11 protein-coding genes and 1 pseudogene are annotated in these 14,820 nt (G+C 42.1%); 9 read left to right on the plus strand and 3 right to left on the minus strand.

Annotated features, from left to right (window positions below):
* Positions 1-10 precede the first annotated feature (10 nt).
* The 5 genes from dnaA (at position 11) to ABJ384_RS00025 (ending at position 6,847) form a co-directional block, all read left to right on the plus strand.
* Positions 11-1,390, plus strand: a complete 1,380-nt coding sequence (gene dnaA, locus ABJ384_RS00005; protein ID WP_086197589.1) for a chromosomal replication initiator protein DnaA — start codon at positions 11-13, stop codon at positions 1,388-1,390.
* Between the two features lie 109 nt (positions 1,391-1,499).
* A complete protein-coding gene (gene dnaN / locus ABJ384_RS00010) occupies positions 1,500-2,645 on the plus strand; it encodes a DNA polymerase III subunit beta (RefSeq protein WP_180043243.1) in 1,146 nt (381 codons plus the stop codon).
* 27 nt (positions 2,646-2,672) lie between these two features.
* Positions 2,673-3,755, plus strand: coding sequence for a DNA replication/repair protein RecF (gene recF / locus ABJ384_RS00015; protein WP_180043242.1), 1,083 nt, complete (start codon positions 2,673-2,675; stop codon positions 3,753-3,755).
* 54 nt (positions 3,756-3,809) lie between these two features.
* Entirely contained in the window at positions 3,810-6,278 is a 2,469-nt protein-coding gene (gene gyrB / locus ABJ384_RS00020; protein WP_349928156.1) for a DNA topoisomerase (ATP-hydrolyzing) subunit B, read from the plus strand.
* A gap of 176 nt (positions 6,279-6,454) precedes the next feature.
* Complete coding sequence (locus ABJ384_RS00025) at positions 6,455-6,847, plus strand: hypothetical protein (RefSeq protein ID WP_349929759.1); 393 nt, start codon at positions 6,455-6,457, stop codon at positions 6,845-6,847.
* 316 nt (positions 6,848-7,163) lie between these two features.
* Here the strand turns inward: ABJ384_RS00025 and ABJ384_RS00030 are convergent, their stop codons facing one another.
* Positions 7,164-9,098 (minus strand): ATP-binding cassette domain-containing protein, encoded by a 1,935-nt coding sequence (locus ABJ384_RS00030; RefSeq protein ID WP_166171654.1) that lies wholly within the window; start codon positions 9,096-9,098, stop codon positions 7,164-7,166.
* Positions 9,099-9,337: 239 nt separating this feature from the next.
* Between ABJ384_RS00030 and ABJ384_RS00035 the strand changes: the two genes are divergently transcribed.
* The 4 genes from ABJ384_RS00035 to erpA all read left to right on the plus strand — a co-directional run bounded on the left by ABJ384_RS00035 (position 9,338) and on the right by erpA (position 13,289).
* Positions 9,338-10,345 (plus strand): putative solute-binding protein, encoded by a 1,008-nt coding sequence (locus ABJ384_RS00035; RefSeq protein ID WP_349928158.1) that lies wholly within the window; start codon positions 9,338-9,340, stop codon positions 10,343-10,345.
* Positions 10,346-10,580: 235 nt separating this feature from the next.
* On the plus strand, positions 10,581-11,591 hold the full coding sequence (locus ABJ384_RS00040; RefSeq protein ID WP_349928159.1) for a putative solute-binding protein: 1,011 nt from the start codon (positions 10,581-10,583) through the stop codon (positions 11,589-11,591).
* A gap of 234 nt (positions 11,592-11,825) precedes the next feature.
* Positions 11,826-12,836 carry a putative solute-binding protein gene (locus ABJ384_RS00045; protein ID WP_349929760.1) on the plus strand — a complete coding sequence of 337 codons (1,011 nt, stop codon included), beginning with the start codon at positions 11,826-11,828 and terminating at the stop codon, positions 12,834-12,836.
* A gap of 117 nt (positions 12,837-12,953) precedes the next feature.
* Positions 12,954-13,289, plus strand: a complete 336-nt coding sequence (gene erpA / locus ABJ384_RS00050; protein ID WP_086198910.1) for an iron-sulfur cluster insertion protein ErpA — start codon at positions 12,954-12,956, stop codon at positions 13,287-13,289.
* Positions 13,290-13,381: 92 nt separating this feature from the next.
* Here the strand turns inward: erpA and ABJ384_RS00055 are convergent, their stop codons facing one another.
* Complete coding sequence (locus ABJ384_RS00055) at positions 13,382-13,759, minus strand: hypothetical protein (protein WP_166171694.1); 378 nt, start codon at positions 13,757-13,759, stop codon at positions 13,382-13,384.
* 119 nt (positions 13,760-13,878) lie between these two features.
* Positions 13,879-14,791 (minus strand): annotated as a pseudogene (locus tag ABJ384_RS00060) (matrixin family metalloprotease).
* Positions 14,792-14,820 lie beyond the last annotated feature (29 nt).

Below are 14,820 nucleotides of genomic sequence, written 5' to 3' on the forward strand. Positions count from 1 at the left end.
GGGGTTTCACATGCTTTGGACAGACTGTCTAACTCGTTTGCGACAAGAGCTTTCGGGAAATGTCTTTACCATGTGGATTCGCCCTCTGGTTGCTGAAGAGCTGAACGATACTTTAAGGCTCTATGCACCAAATCCGTATTGGACCCGCTATATTCAGGAACATCATCTGGAACTGATTACGATTTTGGCTGAACAGATGTCCGAAGGCCGGGTACGTAAAGTCGAGATTTTGGTGGATTCACGTCCAGGTGCAATCCTGTCAGCCAATGAACAGCCAGCAACCACCACGGCTGCATTGCAATCTGTTCCGGCAGTTGTTTCCAAACCGAAAAAAGAAAAAGATGAAACGGGTAGTAAAAACAGCCGTAAACGTTTACTCAATCCCTTATTTACTTTTTCACTATTCGTTGAAGGCCGTTCCAACCAGATGGCAGCTGAAACCTGCCGTAAAGTGTTAACCCAGTTGGGGGCTTCACAGCATAACCCGCTATTTTTATACGGACCGACCGGTTTGGGTAAAACCCATCTCATGCAAGCTGTCGGTAATGCCCTGTTACAGGCCAAACCCAATGCACGGGTGATGTATATGACGGCGGAAAGTTTTGTACAAGATTTTGTCAGCTCTTTACAGCAAGGCAAAGTGGAAGAGTTTAAAAAGAATTGCCGCTCGCTTGATCTGTTGTTGGTGGATGATATTCATTTGCTGGCCGGTAAAGAAGCCAGTCTGGTGGAGTTTTTTTATACCTTTAACGCGCTATTGGATGAATCAAAACAGATTATTCTGACTTCCGACCGTTATCCCAAAGAATTGACTGAACTGGATGCACGTTTGGTTTCACGTTTTTCCTGGGGCTTATCGGTCGGGGTGGAACCACCGGATATTGAAACCCGAATTGAAATTTTGTTGAAAAAAGCCGAAAGCAGTGGGGTGGAGTTGCCGCGTAACTGTGCCCTGTTTATTGCCCAGCAAGTGGTGGCCAATGTTCGTGAGCTGGAAGGCGCGCTGAACAAAGTGGTGGCGATTTCCCGTTTTAAAGGCACACCGATCGATCTGGATGTGGTACGCGAATCGTTAAAAGATGTGCTGGCCATTCGTGCCCGTACCATCAGTACTGAAAATATCCAGCGGGTGGTGAGTGAATATTTCCGTATTCCTTTAAAGGAAATAGTCGGTCCCAAACGTACCCGGATTTATGCTCGTCCACGTCAGCTGGCCATGGGCTTGGCACGTGAACTGACCGGAGACAGTTTCCCCGAAATTGGCATGGCGTTTGGTGGTCGTGACCACAGTACCGTGATGCATGCCTGTGAAAAAGTCATCAGTCTGCGTGAACAAGATCCGATCTTTAATGAAGACTATAAAAACCTGCAACGGCTGTTGCAAAGCTGATCTGATTTGATCAAATTCTATTCTTGCAATGCGGCATATTCTGCCGCATAGTACACTGCTAAAAAACACATTTATTTATTTTCATCTTCAGTTGTTAGAGGAATGTACCGTGCGTTTGAAAATCGCGAAAGAAAGCTTACTTAATGTTCTGTCACATGTCGTAGGAGCGGTTGAACGTCGCCATACTTTAAACATTCTGTCTAACGTAAAAATTCAAGTAAACAATGAATCCTTGACCATTACCGGTTCTGATCTGGAAGTGGAACTGGTGGCCAGTACCACACTGGCTGAAGGGGCTTGCTTGCAGGCAGGTGAAACCACTGTACCTGCACGTAAACTGATGGATATCTGTAAATCCTTGCCTGCCGCGGCATTGATTGACCTGCAAATTACTGAAGATCGCTGTATTTTAAAATCAGGGAATAGCCGCTTTGTACTGGGTACTTTGCCAGCTGAAGATTATCCATTGTTAAGTACTGAAAATGCCCAAGGTACGCAAGTCACCGTGACTCAGCGTGAGTTAAAACGCCTGTTTGAAAAAACGGCTTTTGCAATGGCTGTGCAGGATGTCCGTTTCTATTTAACCGGTACATTGCTTGAAATTGACCAAAATCAACTGCGTGCTGTAACGACTGATGGTCACCGCCTTGCGCTGTGTGAAACTGTTGCGCAATCTACTGCAACCCAGCCTATTCAGGCGATTGTGCCTCGTAAAGCGGTAGCTGAGTTGCAACGTCTGCTCAGCATTGAAGATGAGCAATTGTCTTTATTGATTGGCCGTGAATTATTAAATGTGACCATTAGTACCCCAAGTCGTGATAAAGAGCAGGGCGATATTACCGTTCGTTTCACCACGAAACTGATTGATGGAAAATTCCCGGATTACCGTCGCGTGATTCCACGTGGTGGCGATAAAAACGTATTGATCGCGCATGACGTATTCAAGCAATCCTTGCAACGTGTAGCCATTCTCAGTAATGAAAAATTACGTGGCGTGTTCCTGAATTTTGGTGCCGATTCTTTGCAGCTGCGTGCCAATAACCCGGAGCAAGATGAAGCGATTGAAGATTTAGCCATTCAGTATGCAGATGCACCGATGGAAATGTCTTTCAATGCCCAATACCTGCTGGATGTGCTGAGTGTGTTAGATGGCGAGGATGTATCGATGACTATGACTGAAGCGAATCAGTCGGTATTGGTGCATGATCCGGCACAACAGGATCAGACCTATGTTGTGATGCCAATGCGTGTTTAATTTACCGATATTGAATCAGATTTAACCATGCATATTACGCGTTTAAATATAGAACGTGTTCGAAACTTAAAGACGGTTGCACTCCAGGAGTTGCAGCCGTTTAATGTCTTTTACGGGCAAAATGGTTCAGGCAAAACCTCGATTTTGGAAGCCATTCATTTGCTGGCGACCGGGCGTTCTTTTCGTACCCATATCCCGAAAAATTATATTCAGAATGAAACCGGCGATGCGATTGTGTTTGCACAATCGGCAACGGAAAAATTTGGCATGCAAAAGCTGCTCTCTGGTGAACAGCTGATTAAGGTCAATGGCGATCATATTGCGACCCAAGGTCAACTGGCCAAAATATTGCCTTTACAGCATATTGATCCGCAAAGTACCGATATTATCGATTATGGGGCCAAACCGCGCCGGCAATTGCTGGATTGGCTGATGTTCCACGTGGAACCGGATTTTTATCATGCCTGGCAGTACTATGCACGTGCCTTAAAGCAACGTAACAGCTTGCTGAAATCGAGCAGAAATCTCGGTTTGCATGATTTGGAACCGTGGAACAAAATGCTGGCAGAATACGGCGAAATGTTGAATTCGCAGCGTAGCAGTATTGTCGAGCAGTGGAAAGTCTATTTTGAGCAGGATTTGCAGCACTTGCTGCCCAATCTTGCGGTGGAACTGGAATATAGTCCAGGCTTTCATACCGAACAGGGCTTGCTGCATGACCTGATTGTGCATCATCAGAAAGATGTTGATCGTCGTTATACCGAATACGGTCCACATCGTGCCGATTTGCGTTTAAAAACAGCCATGGGCGATGCCGATGTGGTACTTTCACGCGGTCAGAAAAAGCTGCTGATTATGGCCTTAAAACTGTCACAGATTGCAATGCTACATGCCTGTAATAAGGAAACTGTGGTATTATTAGATGATCTGACAGCAGAATTAGATTTAACTGCACAACGACGATTAATTGAGCGATTAAGCCAGCTGGGTAGTCAAGTTTTTATTACCACTTTAGAGCATGAATCGGTCAAAAAACATTTACATGATTTGTCTATTTCATATCAATTATTCAAAGTTGAAAATGGTCAAGTTCAGGTTGTTGTGCAATAACTTTTTAAATTTTACCCATCTTTGGATAGACCTATATTTCACTAGGGAGAAACCATGAGTTCAGAAGATCAAGCTGCTTCTCAAACAGAACCAACCCATGAAAAAGCTTATGATTCCTCTAGTATCAAGGTATTACGTGGCCTCGATGCTGTGCGTAAGCGTCCAGGTATGTATATTGGCGATACAGACGATGGCTCAGGCTTGCATCACATGGTGTTTGAGGTGGTCGATAACGCCATTGATGAAGCATTGGCAGGTCACTGTGATGAAATCCTAGTGACCATCCATGAAGATGAGTCAGTCAGCGTATCTGATAATGGTCGTGGTATTCCAACGGATATTCACCCTGAAGAAGGCGTGTCTGCAGCTGAAGTGATTTTAACCATTCTGCATGCTGGCGGTAAGTTTGACGATAATAGCTATAAAGTCTCTGGCGGTCTGCATGGTGTTGGTGTTTCGGTCGTCAATGCCTTATCCAGCAAACTGGAATTGACCATTTACAGAGCCGGTCATATTCATCAACAAGAATATAAACATGGTGATCCCGTCTATCCACTCAAAGTCGTGGGCGATACCGACAAAACCGGGACTACTGTTCGTTTCTGGCCAAGTGCCGAGACCTTTAGTCAAACTATTTTCAATGTTGATATTTTGGCGCGCCGTTTGCGTGAGCTTTCATTCCTGAATGCCGGTGTGCGTATTGTGCTACGTGATGAACGTATCAATGCAGAACATGTGTTTGATTATGAAGGTGGTTTGTCTGAATTCGTAAAATATATCAACCAGGGCAAAACCCATCTGAATGATATCTTTCATTTTACTGTGCAAGCAGACAATGGCATTGGTGTAGAAGTTGCCTTGCAATGGAATGACACGTATCAAGAAAACGTACGCTGTTTTACCAATAACATTCCACAAAAAGATGGTGGTACACATTTAGCCGGTTTCCGTGCTGCTTTAACCCGTGGCTTAAACAGCTATATGGAAAGCGAAAACTTGCTCAAAAAAGAGAAAGTTGCTGTATCGGGTGATGATGCGCGTGAAGGTTTGACCGCGATTGTTTCGGTAAAAGTGCCTGATCCTAAATTCTCTTCACAAACCAAGGAAAAACTGGTTTCAAGTGAAGTGAAACCTGCTGTAGAGCAGGCGATGAACAAGTCATTCTCAGAATACTTGCTGGAAAATCCGCAAGCAGCAAAATCGATTGCCGGCAAAATTATCGACGCGGCACGTGCGCGGGATGCTGCACGTAAAGCGCGTGAAATGACCCGTCGTAAGAGTGCGCTGGATATTGCCGGTTTGCCAGGTAAACTGGCGGACTGTCAGGAAAAAGATCCGGCATTGTCTGAATTGTACCTGGTCGAAGGTGACTCTGCAGGTGGTTCTGCCAAACAGGGCCGTAACCGTAAGATGCAGGCAATTCTGCCACTGAAAGGTAAAATCCTGAACGTAGAACGTGCACGTTTCGACAAGATGATCTCGAGTCAGGAAGTCGGTACGCTGATTACAGCGTTGGGCTGTGGTATTGGTCGTGAAGAGTACAATCCGGATAAATTGCGTTATCACAAAATCATCATCATGACCGATGCTGACGTTGATGGTTCGCACATCCGTACGCTACTGTTGACCTTCTTCTTCCGTCAAATGCCTGAACTGGTAGAACGCGGTTATATCTATATTGCACAGCCACCGTTATATAAACTGAAAAAAGGCAAGCAAGAGCAGTACATTAAAGATAATGATGCGCTTGAGACTTACCTGATTTCTAACGCAATTGATGAGTTGGAACTGCATGTCAGCGCCGATGCACCTGCGATTCGTGGTGAGTCTTTAGCAAAAGTCATTGCTGACTATCAGACTTCACAAAAGAGCTTGCAGCGTTTAACGCTACGTTATCCAGCAAGCTTGCTGGATGGTTTACTGGGCCTAGATGCGTTCAAGTTAGACCATAGTCATGATGAAGACTATGTGAAACAGTGGTCTGAACAGTTGCGTGCTGCTATTGAAGCGTATCAACCAAGTTTACGTCCTGAAATCACGCTTGAAGTGTTTGAGAAAGAACATGCAGACGGTAGCAAAGTGGTGCATTACTGGCCACGTGTAACGGTGTATGTGCACAACTTGCCGCATCATTATTTACTGGATACCGGATTGCTCGGTTCAAGTGAATACAAGCGTTTACTGCAAAATTCGAAGAGCTGGTTTACCTTGCTTGAAGAAGGCGCTTATTTGCAGAAAGGTGATCGCAAGATTCAGGTGTCGACCTTCCATCAGGTTTGGCAGCACATTTTATCTGACTCACGTCGCGGCATGATGATCCAGCGCTATAAAGGTTTGGGTGAGATGAATGCGGAACAGCTGTGGGAAACGACTATGGATCCTGAAAACCGTAACATGCTGCAGGTGACCATTGACGATGCCATTGAGGCAGACCGCATGTTCTCGTGTTTGATGGGCGATGATGTGGAACCGCGTCGTGCCTTTATTGAGGAAAATGCCTTAAATGCGGATATTGACGCTTGATGCATTGATGAGTGAAATTGTAAAAAAGCATCCTTCGGGATGCTTTTTTTATGCTGTTTTTATTTTAATTCGATTGATTTTTAGCCATCTTTGTTTTTATTAAAATGACGTATTCCTCTGTCATAATGATTCCAAATAAAGAGGAAATCATCATGCAATATGACGAGGTGAGCACTATGGACCAAGAACTGGAACAGATCCGCGATATCTGGACTCAGGCCTTTTTTAGCGGAAATTATGAGGTGCTGGCTCAGTATGAACATGAACAGTTCAAAGTGGTCTACGAGCAGGAGGGTCGCGTGGAAAGCAATTTTATCCGTTATGACCGCATTGCGCATGCTGTGAAAAATGGTGTCTGGAAGCCGCAAAAACTCGCAGTTGAGTTTGAAGAATTTGATTATGATGAAGATTTAAAGCATTGCCAGGTCTGGATTGGTTTGCAGAATCATAAACAAATTCGGGAATTATGGGTCAATGAGGGCGCCTGGAAAATCATCGAACTCAGGTTTTTAAAACGCAAAAAAACAGCTCAGGATAGGTCAAAAACTAATTTAAAACTATCCACATAGTGGAAAGCGCTCTGTGGATAAATTTCGGAATAGCCATTTTGGCTCAGTATAAGAGTAAAAATTCACTTATCCACAAGATAAAATAATATTTTATTTTAAATTTAAAACCAGACTTTGAATTTAAATTTATTTAAAGGTAGTTTTTGAATTTAAAACTCGATCATTTTATTTAAAATAGGTTGCCATAGGAGGCTGGCTAAAATGGCTATGAGAATGGTTGTGTAGAAAAATTAAAAAATCGCAGCACACCTTAAATATTGTACTGCGATCATAAAATAAACGTCACTTTAGCTTTACTTAAGAATGGAAAAATGCCTTATTCAAAAGAACTTTCCAGCTCTTCCAGTTCCATCATTAACTCTAACATCTGTTCTTCCGCCGTTTCCAGCTGGCTTTTTAACTGAGTTTGCTCATTCATCAGCTTGAGTAAATCATCTTTACGACTGGCTTCATATATTGCCGCATCACCCAGTAAGACTTCAATTTCAGCCAAACGGGGTTGCAGCTTGCTAATCTGTGCTTCATTTTTTTCAATATTTTTACGAATCGGGCGGCTCAGTTCACGGCGGCGCGCAGTTTCTTTACGTTGAGCTTCTTTATCGAGTTTTGAAATTGCCGGTTTTACTTCTACTTGTGATTTCACGGGTTCAGCAGGTTTCTGACCATTTTTCATGAGGTCAATCCGTGCCTGACGTAACCAATCTGCATAAGCAACCAAATCACCATCAAATTCACGGCATTGACCATTGTGGACTAGCAATAATTCATCACATACGCTGGCAATCAATTGACGCTCATGCGATACCAACACCACAGCACCTTCAAAGTCCTGTAAGGCCATGGTCAGGGCATGACGCATATCAAGGTCCAGATGGTTGGTCGGTTCATCCAGAATCAACACGTTGGGACGTTGCCATACAATTAAAGCCAAAGCTAGGCGCGCACGTTCACCACCAGAGAAGCCTTCACTTGGGGTGTCCATACGTTCGCCACTAAAACCAAAGCTACCGAGGAATGAACGTAAAGTTGCTTCACTGATTTTTTTGTCTGCGATTCGTGACAATTGCAGCATTGGACTGGCACTACCATCCAGGGCATCCATTTGATGCTGGGCAAAATAACCAATATTCAGCAATTCGGAATCTTTACGTGTTCCTTTGAGCAGTTTCAGGTCACCCACCAAAGATTTGATCAGTGTCGATTTACCGGCGCCATTCATCCCGAGTAAACCAATCCGGCTGCTTGGTGTTATTTGCAAATTGACATTGGTTACAATCAGCTTGTTACCATAACCAATATCCGCATGTTCCAGTTGCAGCAAAGGTGAGCTCATTTTAGTCGGTTCACGGAAACTGAAGGTAAATGGTGTATCTACATGTGCAGCAGAAAGTTCCTGCATACGTTCTAGTTGTTTAATCCGGCTCTGTGCCTGTTTGGCTTTGGTGGCTTTGGCTTTAAAGCGGTCAATAAATTTTTGTAAATGTGCCCGTGTTTCAAGCTGCTTTTCATACGCTTGTTGTTGTTGTGCCAGACGTTCACTACGTGTACGTTCAAAGGTAGAATAATTTCCGGTATAGAGCATCAGTTCCTGATTTTCGATATGTAAAATATGATCGGTAACGGCATCAAGAAAATCACGGTCATGCGAAATTAAAATCAGGGTGCCTTCATAGGCTTTTAGCCAGTCTTCCAGCCATAAAATTGCATCCAAATCGAGATGGTTGGTCGGTTCATCCAGTAACAGCAAGTCGGAACGGCTCATCAGGGTGCGGGCCAGATTTAAACGCATGCGCCAGCCACCCGAGAAACTGGAAACATCCAGTTGTGACTGATGTTCAAAGAAGCCCAAACCGGCCATCAATTGTGATGCTTTTGATGGAGCAGAGTAGCCATTAATTTCGTCAAAGCGGCCATATAAATGCGCTAACTCATCGTTATTGAGATCTTCAGGGTGTTCCAGTTTGTGCTGGATGTCCCAATATTCTTCATCTCCAGACAGGACAAAATCGATGGCCTTCATCTCCAGCGCTTTAATTTCCTGAGCCATATGAGCCACCGTCCAGGCAGCAGGACGGGTCAAAGAACCGCCATCCGATTCCATGCCACCCAATAATGCGGCGAACAGGGTCGATTTTCCTGCGCCATTGACACCGGTTAGGCCAATTTTCCATCCTGGATGTAGCTGCATAGACGCTTTTTGAAATAAAACACGCCCACCGCGACGTATAGAAAGTTGATCTAACTGAATCATTGAAATATCTAAATGAGAAGAATAATGTGCGTATTCTAAAGGAAGCCACTCAGAAAAGAAAAAGGCAGTGCATGATTCTTTTTTATAAAAGCATGATTTTAAGTAGATGAATAAAAATGTGACAAATTGTGCAAAAAAACAGCCTTTCGTCAGAAAGGCTTCAGCAGCTCTATTTTTACTATAAAAACAAAATTATAGTAATTTTCTAAGATAAATAAGCGAAAAAAATAAGGCACATCATGAAAAAAAAGACTTTTATTTTATCTACGCTCACACTTTTGAGTTTTTCCGGCTTAGCGCAAGCCAAACAGAATATCTGTGTATTTGATCTGCTCGGTAAAGCAGGTGAGTCTTATAAATTAATTGAAGAATGGGCCTTAACCAGTAAAAACTGGGGAGCTGAGGTCAATCTAATGCCCTATCAAGACGAAGCAAAAATTGAAAAAGATTTTAAGGCTGGTATCTGTGATGCTTTTTACATGACCTCAATGCGTGCCCGCGCCTATAACAAATTTGCCGGTTCAATTGATGCACTTGGTAGCGTTCCAAGTAATCAGATTGCACAAAAAGCCATTGCTTTTGTGCTGGACAAACGTAATAAAAAGCGGCTGACCAGTAGCATTGCCAATGAAAAATATGAGGTGGCAGGAATTGGGCAAATTGGTACTGCCTATCTTTTTGTACGTGATAAATCAATTAATTCTATAGAGAAGGCACAAGGTAAAAAATTTGCCATTCTGCACTATGATCAGGCGCAAAAAATTGTTGTCCAGCGTATTGGTGCAGTGCCGGTGATGGCTGATATTTCTAATTTTGTGAAGAAATTCAACAATGGTGAAGTCGATATGATTGCGGCACCTGCTTATGCCTTTAAGCCGCTAGAAATTTACAAAGGTTTAGGCTCTAGTGGGGCAATGATTAATTTTCCGGTAGTCAATGTGACTGCCGATCTGGTGATTCGCCCGGAGAAATTTCCTGAAGGTTTTGCAGACCAGTCACGGAGCTGGTTCGTAAAACTTTTACCGAAAAGCTTTGCTATGGTGAAACGCCTGGAAGCGGAAATTCCCGCCAGATATAAAGTCAATTTAACTAAGGAAGATCATGATAAATATCAAAAATTATTACGGGATGGACGTTTAGACCTGACCAGGCAAGGAATTTATGAACCGACCATGATGACGGTGCTGAAAAAAGCCCGTTGTACGGTAGAGCGAACCAACTTTGAGTGTTCATTAAGCGGTGAATAAATCCATCATTATTGTATTCATTTGTAAAATAGCGCAAATTTCATAAATTATACCTAAAAATCGCTGTTACATAAGTTTATGATTTTTATTGCTAACTTAAAAAAATGAAAAACGATTGGCATTTTAAGCCTGATTAATTGGAGTAAATGCTCTATTTTTTTAGAATGAACTTGCTTAATATTTGTGGCGTGAACGGATACTCGTCAAACAACAAGATTCTAAAAGGACCGAAATAATGAAAAAAATGATTTTCACATTAACAACATTTGCTGCTGTAGGCTTAGCGAGTACAGCACAAGCTGCTAAAGTCAATGTCTGTGTATTTGATTTACTGGGTAAATCGGGTGAATCTTTTCAAATGGCTCAGGAATGGGCACTGGCTGCCAAAGGATGGGGCGCAGAAATTAATCTTATTCCACGTCAAGACGAAGCGGTTGCTGATAATGATTTTAAAGCCGGTAAATGTGACGGTGTATTTATGACCGCGATGCGTGCTCGTCAATACAATAAATTCGTAGGCTCTATTGATGCTCTCGGTGGTGCACCAAGTAATGCGATTGCTCAGCGTGCCATCACTTTTGCTTTGGATAAACGTAATGCGCCGAAAATGGTCAGTAATTTAGGCGGCAAAAAATATGAAGTGGCGGGTATTTCACCTTTAGGTTCTGCTTTTATTTTTGTACGCGATAAAAAAATTGACTCGATTGAAAAAGCAGCAGGTAAAAAATTTGCGGTATTAGGTTATGACGATGCACAAAAAATTATGGTGCAACGTGTAGGTGCGCAAGCGGTGATCTCTGATGTATCTAACTTTGTCGCAAAATTCAATAATGGACAGGTCGATATGGTAGGTGCACCTGCCTATGCCTATAAACCTTTAGAAATCTACAAAGGTTTAGGTTCTAATGGTGCGATGTTTAATTTCCCTGTACTTCAGGTGACCGCAGATTTTGTCATCCGTCCAGACCAATTCCCGGCAGGCTTTGGTCAAAAATCACGTGATTGGTTTGTGAAAAACTTACCAAAAAGTTTTGCCCTAATTAATCGTCTGGAAGCCAATATTCCGGCCAAGTTTAAATTGAACCTGACTGCAGAAGATAAAACCAAATATCAAAAATTATTGCGTGAAGGCCGTATGGATATGACCAACCGCGGTATTTATGATCCAGGCATGATGGGGGTTTTGAAAAAGGCTCGCTGCTCTGTCGATAAAGCCAATTTTGAATGTTCACTTGGTGGTGAATAGTATTGATTTTTAAAAAGAAAGCCTAGATTAAATCTAGGCTTTTTTGTCATCTGGATTGTGTCATCTTTGCCATTGTGGTGAGTAAAAAAAGGCGTAATCTTAAAAATAACAGTAAAATTTTATCAGCCCAAAAAACAAGTCTTCAAGACTGGCACTGGCTGATGAATAAAAAAAGCAAAAACGATTCAATTCAAGACTGAATAAAATAATGACACAAGGAAGAAAAAAATCATGATGCCATGCTCTAAAACACTGCTGCTTGGTCTGGGTTTGTGTGCTGTCACCAGTATTACTCAAGCCAAACAGGTGATTTGCGTATTTGATTTAGTAGGTAAAAGTGGTGATGTTTTTGCCCTGATGAAAGATTATCAATTGGCAGCCAAAAATTGGGGCGCCGATATTGAATTACGTGTAGGCCAAAATGAAGCAGTCATCGCTGAAGATTTTAAAGCTGGAAAGTGTGACGGGATCAGTGTGACCGGTATGCGCGGTCGTCAGTTTAACCATTTTACCGGTTCACTGGATGCTATTGGTGCGATTCCCGATTTAAAACTGGCAGTAAAAGTGATGCAGGGTTTAGCCAATCCAACTTTTGCCAAACATATGCTGAATAGCAAATATGAAGTGGTGGGTGTGATTCCAGTCGGCGATGCCTTTTTAATGGTTAATGATCGTAATATCAATACCGTGGCGAAAGCTGCAGGCAAAAAAATTGCCGTGCTTGATTATGATGAAGCGCAAAAAATTATGGTTCAGCAAGTGGGTGCACAGGCGATTAGTGCAGATGTCACCAATTTTGGCGCTAAATTTAACAATGGTCAGGTGGATATTATTGGTGCACCTGCTGCCGTATTTAAACCTTTAGAACTGTATAAGGGTTTAGGCAATAAGGGTGCAATTGTGAATTATCCTATTTTACAAGTCACCGGTAATGTGATTATCCGTCCAGATAAATTTCCTGCAGGATATGGGCAAAAGTCACGTGAATGGGTGAAAAGCCAGTTACCTCGTGCCTTCGGGATTTTAGGCAAAATGAAAGCCGATATTCCGCAAAAATACTGGATGCAAATTCCTGAAGCAGATAAAGTGGGCTATCAAAAATTGATGCGCGAGTCGCGGGTCGATTTAACCAAACGCGGCGTTTATGATAAACGTATGATGAAATTACTGTGGCAATTCCGTTGTAAGCAAGATCCAAAGAATTTTGAATGTAGTCTGGAGGATGAAAATTATAAAAAATCTTGAGAAAAATAGTCTGATTTAACTTTAAATCTGTAAATACTGACCATATATTGGGTATGCTATACTTAATATATGGTCTTTTATATTTCAAGACAGCTGAATTGAACAGAGGAATCCCACATGAATGCCCAAGCTCTGGTGTTGACCGACAATGCTGCGAATAAAGTACGCCAATTGCGTGATAGCGAAGGCAACCAAGAATTAATGTTACGCGTTTATGTTACAGGTGGCGGTTGTTCCGGTTTCTCTTATGGCTTTAACTTTGCTGAAAGCATGAATGAAGATGATGCTGAATTTATTAATGGTGATGTGAAAATGCTGGTCGATTCATTGAGCTATCAATATCTTGTCGGTTCAGAAGTGGATTATGTAGAAGGTCTGGAAGGTTCACGTTTTATCGTGCACAACCCCAATGCAACCACCACCTGTGGTTGTGGTTCATCTTTTTCAATTTAATCGAATAATCAAATATAAAAAGCCCTCCAAAAATGGGGGCTTTTTTATTGCAGTTCAGCTTGCTAAATTGCTGTTGCAAGCTATTTAAATTATTAGGCTTGCAGTTTTGCTGCTTCTAGAATATCAAAAATAACCGTAGTCACATCTTGGCTTAAATCGCGATTGTTAAAAATTTCATAAGCACTAATGGTGATATCAGTATCGCTTGGCAGTAAACGTTGTTCTTCTTCAATCAAATCTTGAATAGGCAATAGGGTCTGTTTGACTTGTAAATGCAGAATATCTTTAAATTCTATATTTTCATCTTCAAGTTCAATCAGTTGCTCATTGAAATACGGCAAAAGAATGGAATGGAGATAAGGTTGAATCTCGATAATATCAAAAATTTCAATATCACGAGTCTGTTCAATCGTACTGATGTGATCATTTACTTCAATAAGAATATGGTAGTAACTCACATGCATCTCCAGAGGTTTCTGTTGTCATTTCTGGCTATTACCATAACACGAAATTTGCCTGATTGCCGATATCTTACTATTCATAGACTTATAAAAAGTAAGGTTTTTTTGCATTGTATCTCAAGTTGAGCCTAACGCGCCTGTAACAGGGCAAGATCAGCAGCGGACAAGTGGAAATTTTGCATGTTTTGCTCTTTCATGAGCGGATACATCAGCGCTTGCGGATCCTGATTATGTTTCAAGCCCAATGCATGGCACAAATTCATGTGCCAGCATCAAGCGTAAATCCTCAATCGATTCAAATTCGTAGATATTAATTTGCTTGCCATTAAATGAACCTTTATCAAATAATCGCGGCTGAAAACGCTGATTAAAGCTTTTTACCGAGCTATCAATCCGTTGATTCAGCTGATTCAGTTCATCAACCTGCAGATTAAGTTGCTGAATTTTCTGGTTATAAAGATTGATCTCCTGCTGCAGTACAAAAATGTGCTGTTGTAACTGGTTTTGCTGCTGCATGAGCTGATTACGTTGTGAAGGAGGGATTCCGCCACTTTGATTAATAATAGCAATATATTGATTATGTTGATTTATTTGTATATTGAGTTGGGCTTTTTTCGCATCGAGTAGAGTATTGGTACGGTCTAGTTCATCTTTAAATTGCTGCAGTTGTTGATTTTTATTGACCCACACTTGCTGGTTGTTTTGAATCTGGCCTAATTGCTGCCGACGTTGCACCGATTCGTCTTGACGTTGATCATAAATTAAATGGATGGTGAGCCGGGCATCGGGATCATAAACAAAATAGTCTTTGCCTGTACCCGCTTTCCAGATGTCAGTGGCTTGCTGGCTAATCTGTTTCAGTTCATTTTCAGTAACACCAAAACGTGAATCAACCTCAGCAATACGGTAATGTAAGCGGGTATCGAAAGGATGTTGAATACGATCCAACAGGGTATTGTGGCGGACTTGGGGATGATTTCAGGTTTGATAGGTCATGCCGAACAGAAATATGACCAACAGGCTGAGGAGCACTAAGCGCATAAAAGCTTAAAATCATTATTTTTCTATAC

Source organism: Acinetobacter sp. A1-4-2 (assembly GCF_040233925.1).
Classification (GTDB): domain Bacteria; phylum Pseudomonadota; class Gammaproteobacteria; order Pseudomonadales; family Moraxellaceae; genus Acinetobacter.

What these genes read in the sequence shown, in the direction of transcription:
- dnaA (WP_086197589.1), top strand. Translation starts at nt 11, where the DNA reads ATGCTTTGGACAGACTGTCTAACTCGTTTGCGACAAGAGCTTTCGGGA.
- recF (WP_180043242.1), top strand. Translation starts at nt 2,673, where the DNA reads ATGCATATTACGCGTTTAAATATAGAACGTGTTCGAAACTTAAAGACG.
- gyrB (WP_349928156.1), top strand. Translation starts at nt 3,810, where the DNA reads ATGAGTTCAGAAGATCAAGCTGCTTCTCAAACAGAACCAACCCATGAA.
- ABJ384_RS00025 (WP_349929759.1), top strand. Translation starts at nt 6,455, where the DNA reads ATGGACCAAGAACTGGAACAGATCCGCGATATCTGGACTCAGGCCTTT.
- ABJ384_RS00030 (WP_166171654.1), bottom strand. Translation starts at nt 9,098, where the DNA reads ATGATTCAGTTAGATCAACTTTCTATACGTCGCGGTGGGCGTGTTTTA.
- ABJ384_RS00035 (WP_349928158.1), top strand. Translation starts at nt 9,338, where the DNA reads ATGAAAAAAAAGACTTTTATTTTATCTACGCTCACACTTTTGAGTTTT.
- ABJ384_RS00040 (WP_349928159.1), top strand. Translation starts at nt 10,581, where the DNA reads ATGAAAAAAATGATTTTCACATTAACAACATTTGCTGCTGTAGGCTTA.
- ABJ384_RS00045 (WP_349929760.1), top strand. Translation starts at nt 11,826, where the DNA reads ATGCCATGCTCTAAAACACTGCTGCTTGGTCTGGGTTTGTGTGCTGTC.
- erpA (WP_086198910.1), top strand. Translation starts at nt 12,954, where the DNA reads ATGAATGCCCAAGCTCTGGTGTTGACCGACAATGCTGCGAATAAAGTA.